At 68.9% G+C, this 18,308-nt stretch carries 21 protein-coding genes; 6 read left to right on the top strand and 15 right to left on the bottom strand.

What is annotated here, in order from left to right:
* Window positions 1-61 precede the first annotated feature (61 nt).
* Window positions 62-1,414, top strand: coding sequence for a hypothetical protein (locus RM812_RS33065; protein WP_311581086.1), 1,353 nt, complete (start codon window positions 62-64; stop codon window positions 1,412-1,414).
* 54 nt (window positions 1,415-1,468) lie between these two features.
* Here RM812_RS33065 and RM812_RS33060 read toward each other — a convergent pair whose 3' ends face one another.
* From RM812_RS33060 to RM812_RS33015, 10 genes are all read right to left on the bottom strand, one after another.
* Window positions 1,469-2,086 carry a DUF6000 family protein gene (locus tag RM812_RS33060; protein WP_311581083.1) on the bottom strand — a complete coding sequence of 206 codons (618 nt, stop codon included), beginning with the start codon at window positions 2,084-2,086 and terminating at the stop codon, window positions 1,469-1,471.
* 96 nt (window positions 2,087-2,182) lie between these two features.
* Window positions 2,183-2,845, bottom strand: coding sequence for a hypothetical protein (locus RM812_RS33055; RefSeq protein ID WP_311581080.1), 663 nt, complete (start codon window positions 2,843-2,845; stop codon window positions 2,183-2,185).
* On the bottom strand, window positions 2,845-3,309 hold the full coding sequence (locus tag RM812_RS33050) for a DUF2199 domain-containing protein (RefSeq protein WP_311581077.1): 465 nt from the start codon (window positions 3,307-3,309) through the stop codon (window positions 2,845-2,847). The genes RM812_RS33055 and RM812_RS33050 overlap by 1 nt, the downstream gene beginning before the upstream one ends.
* 326 nt (window positions 3,310-3,635) lie before the next feature.
* Window positions 3,636-4,823 (bottom strand): MFS transporter, encoded by a 1,188-nt coding sequence (locus tag RM812_RS33045; RefSeq protein WP_394816550.1) that lies wholly within the window; start codon window positions 4,821-4,823, stop codon window positions 3,636-3,638.
* Between the two features lie 44 nt (window positions 4,824-4,867).
* Window positions 4,868-5,362, bottom strand: coding sequence for a regulator (locus tag RM812_RS33040; protein WP_311581071.1), 495 nt, complete (start codon window positions 5,360-5,362; stop codon window positions 4,868-4,870).
* Window positions 5,359-6,201 carry a winged helix-turn-helix transcriptional regulator gene (locus RM812_RS33035; RefSeq protein WP_311581068.1) on the bottom strand — a complete coding sequence of 281 codons (843 nt, stop codon included), beginning with the start codon at window positions 6,199-6,201 and terminating at the stop codon, window positions 5,359-5,361. The genes RM812_RS33040 and RM812_RS33035 overlap by 4 nt, the downstream gene beginning before the upstream one ends.
* A gap of 43 nt (window positions 6,202-6,244) precedes the next feature.
* Entirely contained in the window at window positions 6,245-6,652 is a 408-nt protein-coding gene (locus RM812_RS33030) for a hypothetical protein (RefSeq protein WP_311581065.1), read from the bottom strand.
* 10 nt (window positions 6,653-6,662) lie between these two features.
* Entirely contained in the window at window positions 6,663-7,106 is a 444-nt protein-coding gene (locus tag RM812_RS33025) for a hypothetical protein (RefSeq protein ID WP_311581062.1), read from the bottom strand.
* Window positions 7,103-7,585, bottom strand: coding sequence for a hypothetical protein (locus tag RM812_RS33020; protein WP_311581059.1), 483 nt, complete (start codon window positions 7,583-7,585; stop codon window positions 7,103-7,105). The genes RM812_RS33025 and RM812_RS33020 overlap by 4 nt, the downstream gene beginning before the upstream one ends.
* Before the next feature lie 92 nt (window positions 7,586-7,677).
* Window positions 7,678-7,998, bottom strand: a complete 321-nt coding sequence (locus tag RM812_RS33015; protein WP_394816551.1) for an SH3 domain-containing protein — start codon at window positions 7,996-7,998, stop codon at window positions 7,678-7,680.
* Window positions 7,999-8,371: 373 nt separating this feature from the next.
* Here RM812_RS33015 and RM812_RS33010 point away from each other — a divergent pair, with 373 nt between their 5' ends.
* Window positions 8,372-9,013 (top strand): hypothetical protein, encoded by a 642-nt coding sequence (locus RM812_RS33010; protein WP_311581053.1) that lies wholly within the window; start codon window positions 8,372-8,374, stop codon window positions 9,011-9,013.
* Window positions 9,014-9,030: 17 nt separating this feature from the next.
* On the opposite strand, the gene RM812_RS33005 is transcribed toward RM812_RS33010, so the two are convergent.
* The 5 genes from RM812_RS33005 to RM812_RS32985 form a co-directional block, all read right to left on the bottom strand.
* The gene (locus RM812_RS33005) at window positions 9,031-9,774 is read right to left on the bottom strand and encodes a hypothetical protein (RefSeq protein ID WP_311581049.1); all 744 of its coding nucleotides are present in this window, start codon (window positions 9,772-9,774) and stop codon (window positions 9,031-9,033) included.
* Between the two features lie 17 nt (window positions 9,775-9,791).
* A complete protein-coding gene (locus RM812_RS33000) occupies window positions 9,792-10,487 on the bottom strand; it encodes a hypothetical protein (protein ID WP_311581046.1) in 696 nt (231 codons plus the stop codon).
* 18 nt (window positions 10,488-10,505) lie between these two features.
* A complete protein-coding gene (locus tag RM812_RS32995; RefSeq protein ID WP_311581043.1) occupies window positions 10,506-10,991 on the bottom strand; it encodes a hypothetical protein in 486 nt (161 codons plus the stop codon).
* Window positions 10,988-11,539 (bottom strand): DUF4913 domain-containing protein, encoded by a 552-nt coding sequence (locus tag RM812_RS32990; RefSeq protein WP_311581133.1) that lies wholly within the window; start codon window positions 11,537-11,539, stop codon window positions 10,988-10,990. Before RM812_RS32990 ends, RM812_RS32995 begins: the two co-directional genes overlap by 4 nt.
* 252 nt (window positions 11,540-11,791) lie before the next feature.
* Complete coding sequence (locus RM812_RS32985) at window positions 11,792-12,547, bottom strand: DNA-methyltransferase (protein WP_311581040.1); 756 nt, start codon at window positions 12,545-12,547, stop codon at window positions 11,792-11,794.
* Window positions 12,548-13,066: 519 nt separating this feature from the next.
* Here RM812_RS32985 and RM812_RS32980 point away from each other — a divergent pair.
* The 4 genes from RM812_RS32980 to RM812_RS32965 all read left to right on the top strand — a co-directional run bounded on the left by RM812_RS32980 (window position 13,067) and on the right by RM812_RS32965 (window position 18,305).
* Complete coding sequence (locus RM812_RS32980) at window positions 13,067-14,200, top strand: C40 family peptidase (protein WP_311581037.1); 1,134 nt, start codon at window positions 13,067-13,069, stop codon at window positions 14,198-14,200.
* 336 nt (window positions 14,201-14,536) lie between these two features.
* Entirely contained in the window at window positions 14,537-15,178 is a 642-nt protein-coding gene (locus RM812_RS32975) for a TnsA-like heteromeric transposase endonuclease subunit (protein WP_311581034.1), read from the top strand.
* Window positions 15,175-17,220: a helix-turn-helix domain-containing protein gene (locus RM812_RS32970; protein WP_311581031.1), complete on the top strand. Its 2,046-nt coding sequence runs from the start codon at window positions 15,175-15,177 to the stop codon at window positions 17,218-17,220. The genes RM812_RS32975 and RM812_RS32970 overlap by 4 nt, the downstream gene beginning before the upstream one ends.
* Window positions 17,217-18,305, top strand: coding sequence for a TniB family NTP-binding protein (locus RM812_RS32965; protein ID WP_311581027.1), 1,089 nt, complete (start codon window positions 17,217-17,219; stop codon window positions 18,303-18,305). The genes RM812_RS32970 and RM812_RS32965 overlap by 4 nt, the downstream gene beginning before the upstream one ends.
* The last annotated feature ends 3 nt before the right edge of the window (window positions 18,306-18,308 follow it).

Here is an 18,308-nt window from a genome sequence, read left to right as displayed (position 1 = left end):
TAACCGTCCTGTACACGCCTACTGGCCGATCGGTCCGGTCTGCAATGGCTGCTACACGGCAGTGCGTGAACACCCCGATGCCTGCTTTCAGTGTGAACAGCGTCGCCCGCTCATCGGGGTCACCGGTGCAGGCAACGGGATCTGCGGACCCTGCGCCGGGGTCGATCTCACCTACGCGTGCCAGCGTTGCGGCACGAGCGAAGAGATCTTCCGTGAGCAGATGTGCACCCGCTGCTTCGCTACGAAGCGACTGGCCGAGGCACTCGGTGGAGAAGACGCCACGATCCCCGCGCATCGGGAAGACTTCCACTCGGCTCTTTCCGCCGCGGGGCGCCCCCGCCGAGTGGCGTATTGGCTGACCTGCGACCGAGTGCCAGCCCTCTTGAAGTACATAGGCGCTTCGAAAGAGGAGTTCACCCACCGACATCTCGACGATCTGCCCAACACACCGACCACTCGCTACATCCGTGACGTCCTCGTTGCCGCTGCGGTGCTGCAGCCGCGCGACGACCGGTTGGAGGCTCTGCCCCGCTGGGCAGACGCCTTCTTGGCCCAGGCACCACTCCCCCACCGCAAGTACCTCACTCCCTTCGCCCATTGGTTCCTGCTGCACCGCATCCGCCGGACACACCGGCACCGCCCGCTACGCGCCAGCACGCAGCACCAGATGCGATCCCGGCTGCGCCGAGCCCTGGAACTGCTCGACTGGCTCGACCGGCACGGCATCCCTCTCGGGAAGCTCACACAGCCAGAACTCGAGACATGGCTGGAGGAAGGGCCAGAGAAGCGCCGTGAAGTACGTATCTTCATCACTTGGGCGAGAGGTCGCGGCCTGGCCGGCGCCCTCGAAGTCCCCAGAGCTCCCGTCGCCGCACCCAGCGTCTTCAGCACGGACGAGGGCCAGGCCGAACAACTGCACCGCTGTCTCAGCGACGAGACGATGCCTCTCGATGTCCGCACGGCCGGCGCACTGACACTCCTCTTCGGGCTGCAGCACACCAGACTGCTCGAACTCACCCTGCACGACATCATCGACAACGACACAGATGTGACACTGAACCTCAACGGTCATCGTCTTCCGCTGCCGCCCGAAGTCGCCCAGCTGGTCCGCGCACTGCGCGACCAGTGTCAGAAACGCTGGCAGCTCGACCAGACGGCCAGCACAACACCGTGGCTATTCCCCGGGCAGGAGCCCGCCCGCTTTCTCGGAGCTACCTACCTCTACTTGAAACTCCGCCGACACGGCATCGCACCCCTCGCCAGCCGTAACACTGCTCGTCTGGCGCTGGCCACCGACCTACCAGCATCCGTTCTCGCCGACTTCACCGGCACCAGCATCAGTAACGCCACCCGCTGGACCGGATACGCCAAGCGGGATTGGCTCGACTACATCGCGTCCCGCACGCAGATCTGACTGCTCCCCCCGGCGGCGACATGGTCCAGAAAGACCACCACGAGATGAGGGCGGTCATAGCGCCTCTGCGCATTCGTCGACGAATGCGCAGAGCCGACGAATGAGGCTCAAGAAGAAGGGGGTGGGGTCCGAGTCATCCTTTATGTGAGGTGCGTCCTGGAGCCACTGCTGCCACAGGCCACCCGGTTCTCGGAAACGGTCGGCTTGACCACCTCCAAGGTTCAGGTCGATGAACTGGAGAGCGCCCATGACGACTGTCTGGTCGTACGCGAGGTCAGGGCGACGGAGGTAGCGGTCCAGGTAGGCGGCGAGCAGATCAGCGTCGCGCGCCGTTCCGAAACTGGCCAGGGCCACGCTGTAGGCCAGCCCAGCGCAGCAGACCTCGCTGGCCAGCAGGAGTTCCCCGAGGCGCTCACGGAACTCGGTCTGGCGGGATACAGCTACGAGCCACGCCGCAGTTCTCCGCTCTCGCCAACCGCCCTCAAGAAGCCTGGCGATCTCATCGGCGGTGATGAGTCCTGCGTCCTCACGGAGATCTCGCATGAATCGGTCGCACTCAGGACTTTGCATGCGCAGCAAGCCGCCGCCGAGTTTCAGGTAGCGCCGCTCGGGCGTGACATAGCGGCGAACCAAGGCCAGCAGCTCGGCATCGTCGTGAGGATTGCGTATCACACAGTCGATCTTGCCTTGCCGCCGCGGAACAGAGCCAGCCCCTCCCTTGCCCTGCTGTTACTGAGCACAGGCAGGCCCAGTTCCAAGGTCCGCGGGTCAGCCGCCATGGAGGCCCCACTCGTCAAGTCCCCCGTAGATGTGTGCTTCGAGGCATTGCGGGGCGCCAAGGCCCACGGCCTCGCCCCGGTACACGGCGATAAGGGAGTCCTCGCCCCGCCACCAAGAGTCCGTCACACCCTGTACTTCGGGGACCGGCTCGAATTCGCCGAGATCCAGTGCGTCGACGGCCTTGCGCGTGACCCTTGTGACGGTCGTGGCCCAGCGGCGGGCATGAGCGGCGAGCGCCAGGGATTCCACCCATCCGTCAGTGCTGGCATGCAGGGGCGTCCAGCGGTAGGCGTCGATGCCGAACGCACCGTCGGGGCCGATCATGAAGCTGTAGGCCATGGACACCCGGCAGTCTCCTGCCGGGAACGACCAGCCTTCTGCGGGCATCTCTTCGGGGCAGTCGGCGTCCAGGATGCGCGGACCACCCTCATAGAAAGGGGCCGGCGGCAGGGCGAGGCCGCCCCAGCGGTCCTGGAAAGCAGTGGCCCGTTCGATCTCCGCAGCGGGGATTCCATGCTCGATCCACGCGTCGTGGTGTCGCCGGATGTCCTGTTGGCCAACGCGGATGCCCTCCGTCTCGATGAACCGCTGGGCCCTGCGGCTCAGCCCGACAGGCGCGACCGGGATGGGCGATACGGGTTGGTCGGTCATTACCGCTGCTCGCCCTCACCGGCGTGGAGCACGGCCGACGCAATCGCCCGCACGCGCTCCAGGCTGATCCCTGTGCGCTGCTCGACGGCGAGGGGGTGGTCGGTGGGCTCCAGCTCGACGAAGGGGCGCTCACCGACCGGTCGGGTATGGACGTGCGTTTTCAAATTGAGCGTCGACGCCGGGTACACCAGGAGATCGGTGGTGAGCCAGCCGAAGTAGGGCTTCTCCGTCTCGCGGCCGGGTCTGTCCCACAGGCCTGAGGCCCGGGAAAAGCTTTCTCGGCTGAGCGAGACCCAAACGCCCCAGGAAAACACCTCGTCACTGCCGATGACCGGTATCTCGATCAAGCCCTTGACGAAGTAGTACTGAGCACGGACCACGCACTGGTCCGTGGAGAGCAAGCAGTCGTCGGCGTCGGCGAAGGCCGGATCCCACACGGCGGGGGCCTCGGCCGTGTAGTTCATCGGCAGCTCAGGGTGGTGGGCCCCGCAGCACGCGCAGGTGAACCCCAAATCACTGGTCATGGGCCCGGAGCCTAGCTACGGACTCCAGCCGTATCCGAAGGGGGCTTACCCGGCACAACTCCGCGCGGCCAACTGTCGGCTCAGCCACAGCTAGATACCCCGAGGACAGGCGAGGGCAAGCGGCTTCCGTGGCGCCTTGCCACTGGAATACCGCAGCTACGGAACAAGTGCACTCCGCCAACAGTGATGGTGCGGCCGGTCGCTCGGTGCGACCCGAGGGCGGCGATGGCCATGAAGGTTCTCCACAGGCTGGGGATGCAGCCGGGTCAGGCGCGCAGGGCGGGGTCGGTGCGCAGGCGGGCGAAGGCGCATACCAGGCCGAGCGTTTGCAGGGCGGCGCACACGGTGATGACGTGGCCCAGCGCGTCGGGCGGGGTGAGCGCGGTGAGTACGCCGGCGACAGGGAAGGGCAATAGGAGGATGAGGATGGTGGCCGACAGGGTGCTGCCGAACGCCTCCGGGGGGATCAGTCGGGAGCGCAGAGTACGCAGGACGACCGCCAGGCCGCCATCGGCTGCCATCAGGACCGCGACCATGACCAGGTAGGACAGGTAGTCGGGGGCCAGGGAGGCGGCAAGACAGGCCAGCGAAGCGACGACGGAGCAGGCTGCTCCCACTGACCACAGGCCCAGGCGGTCCAACGCGAACCGGCAGATGGTGACGGCCACAAGGGTGGCCGCCGCTGCGGCGGACCACACCAGGCCGACTGCCGTGGTGGACTGCCCGAAGTGCTGGACGACGATCACGGGACCGGCGGCTTGGAGAAGGCCGGTGGCCAGGTTGGACAGGGTCAGCCCGGTCACCAGCCAACCGAGCGCGGGAAGGGAGCGGATGGTGCGCCACCCGATGACGAGCCCGGCCCCGGGCCGCCCCTTCGGCGCGCGGGCCGGGGCGACGGGCGAGGGCGGTGTGCGCAGGGCGAGCAGCGCGGCGAGCAGCGAGAGCACGGTGACCACTGCGAGCATCGACGGCGGCCCGGCGAGCAGCAGCACGCCGGCGAGCGCCGGTCCGGCCAGGGTCGCGGTCTGGTCGATGCCGAGCAGGACGGCTTGGACACGGTGGGCCCGGGATCCGGCTCGGCGGCCGGCGGCGGCACCGGCGGTCTCGGTCGCGATGTAGCTGAACTCGGTGAGCACGCCGGTCGCCGCCGCGAGCACCATCGCTGTCGCGCTCGCTACGGTGCCGGACGGGTAGAGGTGCAGCAGGACCGCGCCGACGGCGAGAACCAGCGCCCGTCCCAGGGAAGCGAGGTGGAAGACCACCGAGGCGCCGCGCCGGTCGACGATCGATCCGGCCCACCCGAACGCAGCCAGGCGTGGGATCCACTCCAAGGCGAAGGCGGCTCCCGTCAGTGCGGCGGAGCCCGTAGTGGCCAGGACGAGCAACGGGATGCCGTAGGTGGACATCGCGAACGCCAAGGCGTCCGCCGTGCGCGGCAGGTAGATGCTGCTCATCAGCCCGGCAGTGAGGCGTGCGTGCCGGGGCGTGACCGCTGCGCTCACACGGCCCGCTCAGGCTCGGGCACCCTCGCCACCTGGGGGTTGCCGACCAGCCACTGGATCAGCAGCGTGCGAGGGTGGGCCAGGCCCGTCTCGGCCGCGTCGCTGGTTGGGCGGTCGGCACTCTCGTTGGTGAGCGATGGTGTCAGCAGGTCAAGGACGTGCCGGATGCGACTGCTGAACTCGCACACGGGGGCCGGGACAGCGTGACGCCGCGCCCACCGCGCCACCGCGTCGTACAGGTCGGCCAGCTCCATTCCGGAGTCCGTGAGTTCCAGACCAGCGCCGGACGCGACCCGGACGAGGCCGTGGGCGTGGGCCCTGTCGGTAGCGCTGCGCAGTTGGTGTGTGGAGAGGTCGGGCAGGGTGCCGGCGAGCCGTCGCGGCGGTATGGCGCCGTTGTCGTCGATTTCGGTGACCAGGCGGATCAAGGAGCGCGAGGCCAGCAATTCGATGGCGTGGCGCGCTTCGGCAGGGGTGAAGGAGGTGCTCATCGGCGCGGGCCTCCCGTCGGGAGGGCTGCCGTCGGGCGGCTGGTCGCGGCGTGTGAGAAGAGGTCGCGGCTGTGCCACGCCGGAGATGCCCCGGTCGTGCGGGCGGGCGGGAGCGTTGTGGGTGCCGGCCGTGATTGGCTGCTGACCCACGGCCTCGGCGCGCTCTTGGCCTGCGGCTGGCCCCAGACGGGGTGGTGGGCCGCCTGGTCGAGGGGCTGTCCGGCGGACCAAGCGGACAGCGTGCCGAGCACGGGGCCCAGGCCGTCGCCGGCGGGGGACAGCCGGTAGGGCCGGCCGTTCCCCTCGGTGTCGACCAGGCCGTCGGCAACGAGCTGGCGCAACGGCGGATAGATGTTGGTCCAGTCGCTGCTGGGCATCACGATCCGGGCCAGAACCCGGCCGCTGACCTCGTTGCGCGACTTGAGCACCCACAGGATGGCGGCGGCGTGGCGCCGGGTGAGCAGGGTGAGGCTGTCCTCGATCTGCTCGATCGCGGCCAGCGGGTGGTCGGCCTTCTCCAGGTGCTCCTCGGCCCAGGTGATGATCATCGGCAGGATCGGCAGCAGGGCAGTGGCTCGCTCGGTGTGGCCGTAGGTGACGTGCCGTGCGGTGTGTTCGGTGCGTTCGACGAGTCCGGCGTCGCACAGCGACTTGAGCTTGGGGTGGAGCTGGCCGTTCTGCAGCCAGGACACCTTGGCCGCCAGCTCGCTGTAGCGCAGCGGCGGGCCGGATAGGGCCAGCAGGATCCTCACGTTCCAGCGCGGGGTGATCATGGCGAGGGCCTCGATGACCCGGGCGATGTCGGCGTCGGCATCGGGGGGCAGAGCGGTGATGGCCAAGGGAGGAACTCCTGGGTGAAAGGAAAGGTAGATCGCCTGGGGGTCAGCGGCTGTGCGCCGCGCTTTGCGCCGCAAGGGGCGCGGCCGGGGCCGGCGGCGTGGGAGTCGGCGAGGCGGAGGTCGGGGCGCGGGCCAGGCTCTGCAGGACGGCGGCGACCGATGTGGCCTGGGCCTCGCGGACTGCGACGGCTTCGGCGAGCCGGCGGGTGCCGTCGAGGAGGTGGGAGACCTCGTGCGGGCCGATCTGCCGCTCGGGGTGGATGAGCCGGGCCAGATGGTTGCGGTGGAAGTCGATGCTGCGCTCGGCCAGGGCGAGGGTGTCGTGCATGCCGAGCAGGGCGGAGAGCATGCCGGGTGGCTGGTCCTGGGCGTGGGCTTCGAGGTCGGCGAGCGGTGCGCCGTACAGGTCCTCGATCCGTCCGGCTATGTCGGTGCACGTGAGGTGGGGCAATCGGGGGCTTTCACGGTCGGCGGGCCCGGGCCGCCCCGGCACGCTGGGGTGCCGGGGCGGCAGCCGGGGGCAGGGTTGCGGTGGCCCTGAGCTGTGCCGTGCGGACAGGCCGGGCCTGCTGGGCAGGCGGGGGCATGGTGCGCAGCAGCTCGCCGAGGGCTGCGCGGTAGCCGTCGCGGGCCTCCAGTGCTGCTTCCAGCCACTGCGCGTCGAAGCGGAGCTTGTCCGCCGACAGTTCGTCCATGTCGTGCTCCGGGTCCATGTCGGCGTGGACGCGGTCGCGGACGCGGGCGACCTGCTCCTCGGTGAGCGCCAGGAACGAGCGCAGCTCCAGGGCACGGGCGAGCGCAGGTGAGGCATCGTGGTCGGCAGCCGCCTCGTACAGCTCGGGTACCGGGTTCCCGAAGACCTTCTGCAGGTCGGTGTCCATGGTGCTGGCCTTGTCCCGGCTCATCGGGCGGACCTTGCCGGCCGCCACGCCGACGCCGGCGCGGGTATCCCTGCGGGACGATGGGGAACGCTGGTCTGCACCGCCGGGCCGCTTCGGGGCCGGAGGCGAGCCAGGCGCTCTGCGGCAAGGTCCTTCTTTCCCGGAGCGTCCGGGTCGAGGAGCCAACGCACGACCATGGCCCGGCCGTCGCGGGCGGTGACGGCTGCGTTCACCCGGTGGGCGAGGCCCATCGTCGGGTCGTCGACCTCGCTGGGCTGGGTCTGCAAGGCTGCGAGGAGGTCGTCCTCCGCGCGCTCCAGCACGGACTGAGCCTCGACGAGAAGGCCGTGCCACTTGACGACGTCGGAAGCGTCGGGGTTCGCGGTCGGAGCTGCGGCGACCGCGGCCTTCAGCTGGTCCATGCCCATGTCGAAGCGGGCCTCGATCCGTTCGGTGAGCACGCCCACGACATCCGCAGACTCATCGGATATGCCGTCGGTCAAAAGGAATCTCCTGTTCTGGAAAGGCCGATGCCTGGAGAATGCGAGGGCAGTTCTCAGCGCCCCGGCCGCTTAGCGGGACGTGGTGGATCCGGTCAGTCCAGGCACATACGGACGTCGCGGTAGACGTAAGTGCCGGAGACCCAGCCCTTGACGCCGGTCGTCTTGTCCGTGATGTAGAGCCAGTTGCCGCTTTTCTTGGACACGCTGAACTTGTGGCTCTTGTAGAGCACGCCGAGCGCGGTGGACTTCGAACTGGCCTTGGACCGGATGGTCACGGCCTTGGCGTGCACCGCGTACGGGAGCGGCGGCAGGTTGTGGCAGTTCACGGCGGGGGCGGCGGTTGCTGCGGTGGGTACGGTGGCGGCGCTGGCGGGGGTGGCGGACAGCGCCGGCAGCGCGAGCGCGCCGAGCATCGCCGCGGATATGGCAATTCGGGTGGAGCGCATGCGGAAGAAACCTCCGGGAAGGCACAGGGAATGCGGGGGAAGGGCCGCGGGAGTTGTCCCGGCGGCTGTATAAGAGTCCGGAAAATCGCCGGTTTGGCTAACCGGCGATCGTCGGCTATGTTGCGTCGCCCGTGTCGGGCCTAGCTGTGGTGTCTCGGCAGGTTGGTTACTCGCCGGTGCGCTGCTTGAGCAGCGCTCTCCTGCCACGAGACAGGGCCCACCGTGTAGGCGAGTCGGCGTGGCTTGGCCCGCTATAGAGCTGCCGGTGCAGCTAGGGTCCCGGGGCGTGGAGACGAGGGAGAGTCGGCGCTGCTTCTGCGGGTGCGGCGAGGACGTAGAGATGGGCAAGTGGTTCGTGGCGGGCCACGATCTCATTGCGACCGACGCCTTGCGCGCTGTGGAGGACCTGCGCCTGCCGCTCCGGCTGATGTCGCTGGGGTTCGGCCCGGATCGCTCAGTGGTGCAGATGGCCGCCGCGCTGACGGGGTGGGTGCCCTGCCCCGGCTGCGCATGCGTCGGTACGTCGGCTGCCCACACCTGCGCTGTCGGCGCACCGGTTGACGATCGGCCCCCCGCTGCATCCGAACCCGGGCTGGAGCAGACGCCAGGTCCCGTGCCACCGGGTCCCGTCGCAGCGCCGCTGGCCGAGTCCGGGGCTGCCCAGGGCCGATTGCTGCCGGGGGCGGACGACCCGACGTGGGAGGCGGTGCCGCTTCATCTGCGCCAGCAGCTGCGTGGGCCCGCACACGATCTGGTGTCGCCCGCACGTGGGCCGCTGGCCGCGCGGGAGAACCGGACTTTGCTGTCGGCGGTAAGGGCGGCCAGCCGGATGCGGATGACCGGCGCGCACTGGATCGTGTTGCTCACCGCCGACCGGAAGTCTTTCGGCAGCCCGCGCAGCCAGCGCGCTGAGTTGCTGTACGAGGTGCTGGAGCAGGTCGCGGTCGAGCAGGCGCTACGGGCAGGAAAAGCAACCTCATGAGACAGCACCCCTAGCGCTCAGCGCGAACGGCCGGGCGGTCGCGGAGCAGGGGCCTTGGCGACACCGGCCGGGCGGCTGGCGGTGGCTGTTGGGCGGACCGGCGGGAGAGGGCCGGCCTCGCCGGTGAGGCGGTCGTCGCACCACTGCAGGGCCTCACCGACCGTGTCGAAGCCGCCCTCACGCAGGGTGTGTGTCCACCTCTCGGTATCAACCTCCTCGACCACCACGCGGTACGGGCTGGGGGCTTGCTCCTCACAGGCGCGCAGAATCACGACGATGACCATGTCGTTCGGGTCGTCGCTGGTGTAGGAGTAGCCCATGGCGTAGCGGTCGCCGTCGCCGACGAGGCGGTGCTCCAGTGCTCGCGTGGCCTCGTCCGCCGGTGGCGGGCCCAGTTCGGGGTCGAGGCCGATGGCGTCGGGTGGGCAGCCGCGGTGGATGAGCCAGGACTGTGCCATCGCGGGCAGTGGCAGCGGGGCCTGCTCGAAGCTGAACGTCTGTTTCTCGTAGTTCCGTTGCAGATGTACGGCGAGCACCTGGGGCATGCCGGGGTGTCCCCAGGTGGCGGTGCGGTCGAACAGCACGTAGTAGCTGTTCGGGCCGTCGTGGTGTTCGGCGAGGGGGACGAGCATGTCCTCGTGGACGCCGACCTTGCGGTAGAAGTCGAGGTAGCTCTCCTCGTCGGCGTCGAGGTCGTCCAACTCGAAGTCGACCTGGGGGATGGACTTCCGGACCGGCGCCGGTTCGGTGGGGGACAACAAGAGCCTTTCGGTGGAGTTCAGCGCCGCTTCGCCGGAGTGGACGGCGAGGCTCCGGGGCGGGCCGGGCTGTTTGACGCATGCGTTGTGGGAGTCCGGCGGGCGTCGAGCAGTGCGGCTCGTCCGGCCTCGGTGAGGGAGACGGGCTGGCCGGCGTGCACCGGGTGGCTGGTGTCCCGGACGATCAGGCTGGCGCGTTCCAGTTTCTGCATCTGGGGATAGGGGATGCGGGTGCCGGAGGAGGCGGTCACGGATGCCCTGCCGGTCAGGAGGTGTTCGTGGAGCTTGGCACCGCCGGCGATGGCGAGCAGTGCCGCCCGGTCGTCGGTCGAAAGCGGTCGCCCGTCGGGCGTCGATGCTGCGGCGGCGGCCTCGATGGGCTCCAGGACGGCGAGCACCTTTTGGGCGGCGGCGTCGCGCGCGTCGGTGGCTTCCTCCAGGTGGTCCACGGTGCGCTCGATGCGTACGAAGAGTGCGCCGTCGACAGGGAACTCACCGCTCGTGAGCCGGTTGAGCAGCTTGAGGTAGAAGGTGACCCCGATCTGGGCGTTGGCCAGTGTCCGGTGACGGTCGACCAGCTGGGCGTGCGGTTCGTCGAGGGCGCCGCGGCGGTAGGCCCACAGGGTGTCGATGTCGTGGCCGGTGACCGCTTCGATGCGGTGGTCGAGCTGCGTGACCGCACGCCGGGTGGGTGTCGGCGCGGGTTGAGGGGGCATGGGCGACGCTCCGTACGTTCAGCGGGTGGGATGGTGCGCGGGGTTGGGTGCGGGACGGGGCAGACCCGGCAGTGCGGTAGGCGGCGGACCGGTCCGGGGCACGGGAGTGCGGGTGGTCAGCTGCGGGGAACGCGAGCGGGCCGCGTGCGTACGTGCGCTCAGCGGCCGGCGGGTCATCCCCAGGCGGCGGCCGACCTCGTCGTAGACGTCGTTGCCCGCACGCGGCCGGATCGCGACGACGTGGATCTCCTTGTGGTGGGCGGATTCCGCAGGCGCCGGGCGGACGCCGTAGACGACGCGCCAGTCCTTGCGGGAGTCCACGAACAGCTTCCGGAATCCCTCCAGGTCGCCGTCGAGGCGCTGTCCGAAGCGCTGCGCGTTCACGACTTCCTGCAGGTAGGCCAGGGTGAGGTCGCGGATATCGCTGGGGGCCTGGAGGAGATCGGTCAGCGCGCGAGGGTCGAAGCTCAGGGCGAAGGCGGGCTCTCCCACTCCCCCGCTCATGGCGCCGGCTCGTCCGGCTCGGCAGTGCCGGCACCATCCGCCGTGGCCGCGGTCTCTGTGCGCACGGACGGCGGCGGACCGGGCAGGAGACGGTGTGCGGGCCGGTCGGGGGAGGTCATGCAGGCCGACAACGGTCCGCCCGGCGCGCGGATGGCCGCGACGGCGTGGGTGAGGAAGTCGCGGTGCCACACGAACAGGCCGGAAAGCCCAGCTTCGGGGTCCTTGTGCTGCTGGTAGGCGAGCCACAGGGCATGGAGCCAGGCCACGACGTCGTCGTGTTCCTGCCACTGCAGACACCAGGGCGCCGCGGTGGTGACCTCCGCCCCGTAAACCGGGAGGAAGAAGTCGTCGACCCAGTCCGACAAGGCGTCGAGCTCGTCTTCCCGTTCCTCCCCATCGAGTTCCAGGATCGGGCGGGACTCCGGCGGAGCGGGCGCCGGAGGCCCGCCGAGTCCCGGCATACCGAACGCGGCGAAGGGCGAGCCACTCGGCGCCGGCGCGGACGCGAGGTGGTCGAGTTGCTGGGCCTGTTGCGCAGACTGCTCCATGAGCCGCCGCACGCTCGCCTCGATTCCCTCCAACTGCGGATCCGGAATACGAACCGGCTCCAACTCCCCATCGTCAGACGGCTTTGCGGATTCGGACATTGAAAGTTCGGCCTCCTACGAGACACGGGATGAGAGAAAGGCGAAAGCGTCCTTGCACGGACCGGACAGCGAAATCGCACGTCTGCTCCGGCGGTGCTCCGCCAGCGGCTGAAGCAAGGAGCCGGGTGCGTTGGCGGCAGGAGAGGACGCGGCTCAGGTTGCGAGAACCACGTCGTCCTGTGTGAGGGTTGCGCGGATCGTCTCGGTGAGCCGGTCGGCCGCGATCGACGCGTAGTGCTCGGTCTTCTCTACGCCGATGAAGTCCCGGCCTTCCAGCAGGGCGGCGACGCCCGTGGAGCCGGAGCCGGCGCAGAAGTCGAGGACCGTGCCGCCCACGGGGCTGATCTTGACCAGCTCACGCATGACCTCGACCGGCTTCTGCGTGATGTGCTGGCGCTTTGCCCCCGAGGGCTGCGAAGCCGAGTACATACCCGGCAGGTAGACCGGGTTCCGGGAGCCGTCGATCGGCCCCTTGGACGCCCAGACGATGAATTCACAGTTCTGGGTGAACCGGCCCTTCTGGGGCCTGGCCTGCGGCTTGTGCCAGGCCAGCACACCACGCCACAGCCACCCGGCCGCCTGTATCGCGTCCGTTGTCGTCGGGAGCTGGCGCCAGTCGGTGAACAGCAGCGCGGTCCCGCCGGTCTTCGTCAGCCGGTGCGCTTCGGTCATGATCTGCGTCAGCCAGAAGCCGTAGGAGCGCTGGTCCATGTTCTCGCCGGTGAAGTCGGCAAGGTCGTTCTTGGCGTCGGCGGAGGTGTACTTCTGCTTCGCGGAGCGGGTGGTGCGCTCCTTCGCGGTCCGGCCGCCGCTGTTGTATGGCGGGTCGGTGATGACGGAGTCGACGCAGCCGTCCGGAAGGCTGGAGAGAACGGCCAGAGCGTCGCCCTGGTGCAGGGAAAAAGGCAAAGAGGAACCCCTATTCGGGTGCGGAATCACGGAGGGAACTGCCACCGCCTCGCACGAGCGTCCTCGCGGGCCGGAAGTGGGCATGCAAAAGCCCAGGGCCGCAGACCGAGGAGAGGCGAGGGGGGAGTGCAAAAACTGTAGAGGCGAATCCGTCGACGACCAAGAAGTGCCGTGCCGGGGTGCCGGTATCCGGCACCTCACGCCGAACTTTTTGGTCAACCGCCAATCCGCACCTACTGTTTTTGAACCGCCCGGCGCACACCGCCGCTGGCTACTCCCCCGCCACACCTCACGGAGGTACCCCCTGCCCCGGCACACCTAGCTCACAGCCCGGCCACGCGGAGCGAGCGGCAACTCGCCCACCCCGGCCCGCCACCGATCGCCCACCCCGGCCGCCGTGCCCTTCTACCACGCCTCGCGCACGCGGCACGCCGGACACCACACCCCGAAGGACTCGTTCATGACGTCTGACTACCCATCCATGCCCGATCCCGTTGACCGGCGAGCGGTCCGCTCGGGTTGAAGGCACTCGCCGCCGGCATCGGCGTCGTCTTTCTCTCCCCGATCCTGATCGCCGGCACCGGCATGATGCTCGCCTCCTCCGCCGACGCCGTGCAGAGCAGCAGCTCCTTCAGCAGCTGCCTGACCGACATCGACAGCGACAAGGTCGCCGAGCAGGTCACCAAGATCCTCGACGGCGCATCCGGCAAGGACGTCCACATCGAGGGCCTGGACCTGCCCGCCGAGCAGGTCCCCAACGCGGCGACGATCGTGGCCGCCGGCCTCTCACTCGACGTTCCCAAGAAGGGGCAGATCATCGCGCTCGCCACGGCGATGCAGGAGAGCCGGCTGCGCAACCTGGGCTACGGGGACCGCGACTCCCTCGGTCTCTTCCAGCAGCGTCCCTCCCAGGGATGGGGCAGCGCCCAGCAGATCCGCGATCCGGTCTACGCCTCCGAGCAGTTCTACAAGCACTTGCTCAAGGTGGACGGCTGGCAGCAGATGACCGTCACCCAGGCCGCCCAAGCCGTGCAGAAGTCCGGCCTGCCGGACGCGTACGCGCAGTGGGAGAACCTGGCCACCGCATTGCAGGCCGCCATCGTAAAGACCTTCCCCGGTGCCGGCGATGACGCGGATGACCAGGACACGAACCAGAGTGAGAAGCCGTCGACCAGTACGACCGGCTGCGCGCCGGGCCAGGACGGGTCCGGCTTCGGCCGCATCCCCGAAGGGAGCGTCCCCAAGGGCTACTCGATCCCCAAGGACGCCGACCCGAAGGCCCGCAAGGCCATCGAGTGGGCGATGCACCAACTCGGCACGCTCTACCAGTGGGGCGGATCCTGCACCAACGCACACGGCCCCGACCCCATGGGCCGCTGCGACTGCTCCAGCCTGATGCAGCAGGCGTACGCCCACGCCGGAATCACACTCACCCGCACCACGTACACGCAGGTCAACGAGGGCAAGGCAGTCTCACCCGCTCACCTCAAGCCCGGCGATCTGATCTTCAGCCGCGGCACCGCAGCCCGGCCCGAACACGTCGGCATGTACATGGGCGAGGGCCTCGTCATCGAGGCGCCGCGCACCACCAAGCCGGTCCGGATCACCCCGATCAAGGACTGGGACATTCTCGCCGCCCGCCGCGTCCTCTGACGCCGCCCCGCCCGTGTAGGTTCCGAATAGAGATGTCGTTTTCCAAGTGACTTGTCAGCAACTTGTCGCCCGACTCGTCCGGCTGAGTCTCCACTCGGTACAGCGCCAGCGTCACTCTGGCGGTCCGCGGTCCAGTCTTTCGTTGGGTTTGTCCTCCGTTCCGCTCAGGCTAGCGCTGGTGGCGGCCAGTGTCCTGGTGTCGAAGACACCGGACACGAAGGGGCGACCATGCGGACTGGTACAGGCGACGATGCCGCGACAGATAGCCGGACAGTCCAGGCCACGTACCGGCAGAGCAACGGGCGGCTGGTCGAGGCCGAGCTCGACCGTGTTCCGGTGGACGAAGTCGCCGGTGGCCTCCCGGTACGCGAGTTCCGCTGGTATCGCGGCCGGAAGCACTATTCGGGCTGGTACCACGCCTCTACGACGGGCCGGATGGTGGCCTACGAGAGCCGGTTGGAGCTCGCCCGCATCCTGATCGCTGACTTCGCCAGCGAGGTCACGGAGATCGCGGCCCAGCCCTTCCAACTGGTCGGCCCAGACGGCGGGCGCATCCGCCGCCATGTTCCCGATCTGTTCCTCGTCCATGCCGGCGGTCTGGTGACCGTTGTCGACGTCAAAGCCCCCTCACGCATGAAGGATCCCAAGGTGATCGCACAGTTCGACTGGACACGCCAGGCGTGTTCGCGTCGTGGCTGGATCTATGAAACCTGGTCGGGTGCCGAGCCTGCCGTCGTGGAGAACGTCCGCTTCCTGGCCGGCTACCGGCGCCGCGACCTGGTGGAGAACTCGCTCATCGCGCGTGTGCTGGCAGCCGCCGCGGGCCAGCCGACGATCGGCGGTATCGAGGCCGCGCTGGCCGGACAGCCGTGCGAGATCGTCCGTCCGGTCGTCCTGCACTTGATCTGGTCCGGCCGGCTTGTGGCCGACCTGCGTGCTCCGCTGAACCGGGCCAGCCGAATCCGGGTGGCGGCATGAACGCCTACGCGATGGCCCTGTTCGCGGGGGCCCGGCTCTTCTTCGGCGGTGATGTCGTCGAGGTCGTGGAAGTCGAGGGTCTCCAGACGACGGTCCGCAACGAACGGACGGGCGAGTACAGCTCCGTTCCGCTCGGGCGGCTGGCAGCTGGAGCCCGGTCGATCGGATCTCCCGCACCGGCCGCCGCGGACGGGGTCGGCATGCTGCTGGCGAGCTTGTCGGCCGATCAGCATCAGCGACTGGCGGAACGGGCCGGCCACGTCCGCGAGGTGCTCAGCGGTTACCGGTCCGGGCATCCTGGCAGTGCTCTGCCGACCGAGCCGAGGACCTCATACGATCCCGATCTCCCGCTGAAGGACCGGACTTCAGCCAAGGCCGCGGAGCTGGGTGTTACCGCTCGCACGCTTGAGCGGTGGCTGGCCGCCTACCGGCAAAGCGGCGAAGCCGGTCTGGTCGATGCCCGCGCGGGAAGGATCTCAAGCGTCGATCCTCGCTGGGAGGAGGCAGTGCGCCGGGTGATGGCGGAGTCGGTGACCGGCTCGACCCCCACGCGGTCGGCTCTGCTGCTGCGGGCGGAGGAACGGTTGAACGCCGAGTACGGCAAGGGCACCGTTCCTGTTCCGGGCCGGAGCACGGCCTACGCCCGGCTCGCCTGGATGGCCAAGGGCACGAACGCGGTCTCCGGCAGTGCCAAGGCCCGCCGCTCGATCGCGGAGAGGCCACAGGGCACTTACGGGCGGCTGCGGGCCACCCGGCCCGGTGAGTACGTCGTGCTCGACACCCAGGACCTGGACATCTATGCCATGGAACCGGTGACCTGCCGCTGGGTTCCGCTCCAGCTCACCGTTGCTCAGGACCTGTTCTCGCGTTGCATCGTCGGCCTGCGGGTGACAGCGTGCTCCACGAAGGCGGTGGACGTCGCCGGTGTGCTGTTCGAGGCGGTCTGCCCTCCGTTGGAGGACGCGGCCCGGCCCGCGCTGGCTCCCTACCACGGGCTGTGGGACGAGGTGGTGTTCGCCGAGGACGGACTCGTGCCGGGCGGCGGCCTGTGTCCGCCGGAGACGCTGGTCATCGACCACGGGCGGGCATTCATGTCCGCGCACGTGATCGGAGTTTGCACCCGTCTGGGGATGTCCATTCAACCGGCCCAGCCGAAAAAGCCCACGGACAAGCCGACCGTCGAACGCTTCTTCCGGACCCTGCGAGAAGGGCTGATCCAGCACCTTCCCGCCTACAAGGGGCCCGACGTTCACAGCCGCGGACACGCTGTCGAGGATGCCGCGTTCTTCTTCATCCACGAGGTCGAGGAGATCGTCCGTGAGTGGATCACGGAGGTCTACCACCGTCGAGAGCACGACGGGCTGGTCATCCCGCAGTGGCCGAAGCTGTCGTTGTCGCCGTTGGAGATGCTGCGCATCGGTCTGGCCCGGGCGGGACGACTTCGTATGCCAGCCTCACCGGAGCTGGCCTTTCAGTTCCTCGCGGTCAAGCCGCGCACGATCCAGCACTACGGCGTCGAGGTCGATGGCCTGCGTTACAACGGGGCCGTGCTGGACGGCTACCGCAACGCACCGAGCCCCTACGCGGGTCTCGGGCGGCAGTGGCCGATCCACGTCAACCCCGATGACGTGCGGTTCGTCTACTTCCAGGACCCAGTCGACGACTCCTGGCATCCGCTGCTCTGGGAACACGCGCCCGCGCTGACGATGGCCTTCAGCGGGGAGGCCGCCACCTACGCTCGCCGCCTGGCCGCACGCGAGGGCCGGCACATCGACACCTCGCAGGCACTCGCGGCTCTCCTGACCCGCTGGGACCAGGGCATGGTCACCGACCGGCGCGAACGCCGCATGGCAGTACGGCTGTCGGCGGAACGTGGCGCTCTGTCCCTGCCGTTGTTGCCCGAGCAGTCCGGCCCCCTGACTCTTCCGGAACTGAAACTGGTGCCCGAGTTGCCGGCCGGAGACAGCGACGAAGAGGACGAGCTGTTCGACGCCCCTGAAGGCGACGACTTCTACGCCGACGCCTTCGAGGTGATCGAATGAGGCAGCCCAACCTGTTCAGCCTCTCCCGCAAGGAAGGCTGGCGCCGCTTCGCCGACGCCCCGCCACGACAGCGGCCCGAGACACTGACCCGGACCCGACTGGCCGCGCTGGGCGAGGCAGCAGCCGAGGACTACAACGACTCGCGCCACGACTGGCACGCGAACTTCGGCATCGTGCAGACGCCACAGCTCGCGGGCATCCACGACGAACTCGAACAGATCGTGGCCAGCAACCGGCAGGACGGCGACCGCATCCGTTCCGCCGCCGTCATCGACGCCCTGCCCGGCCTGGGCAAGACCACCATCGCCAACCTGTTCGGCCGCGAATTCGACCGCCAGCAGATGCGCCGCCTGTCCACGGTCACCGAGGCCGGACACGAACGCATCCCCGTCTTCCGCGTCGGCCTGACCTCCAACACCACCCTGCGAACCCTGAACCGGATGATCTGCGAGTACTACGGCCACCCGGCCACTGACCGGGCGAACGCGGCAGCCCTGGCCAGCCACGCCCTGGACTGCGTCCTGTCCTGCGAGACCCAGCTCGGCATCATCGACGACATCCACTTCATCGACTTGGACCGACGCGACGGCCTGGCCGTGTCCAACCATCTCAAGTGGCTCGCCAACGAACTGCCGGTCACCTTCATCTATGTCGGTGTCGGCCTGGCCGAGCGGCGATTCTTCGCCGATGGCCTGACCGGCAAGAACGTCGCCCTCGCCCAGACCGCCCGCCGCTGGACCCGGCTCGGTGTCGACCCGTTCCGTCTCGACACCGACGAAGGCCGCCGCCACTGGCGGAGCCTGCTCAAGACCAGCGAACACCGGCTCGTCCTCACAGATCACCGTCCCGGGATGCTCCTGCGCAACGCCGACTACTTCTTCGAACGCACCAGCGGGCACATTGGGTCGTACTTCACTCTGCTCATGCGGGCCTGCTACCGCGCAATCCGCACCGGCACAGAAGCAGTCACCCGTGAAGTGCTCGACGGGGTCCGCCTGGACGAGGCATCCGAACAGGCACGTCAGCAGCTGGCCGCCGCCATGGCGCACGGAAAGATCACCTCTGCTCTCGGTGATGCCTCGTGACCG

Source organism: Streptomyces lancefieldiae (assembly GCF_031845825.1).
In the GTDB taxonomy this organism is placed as follows: Bacteria; Actinomycetota; Actinomycetes; order Streptomycetales; family Streptomycetaceae; genus Streptomyces; species Streptomyces lancefieldiae.
This window is presented reverse-complemented; position numbering and strand designations above follow the sequence as displayed.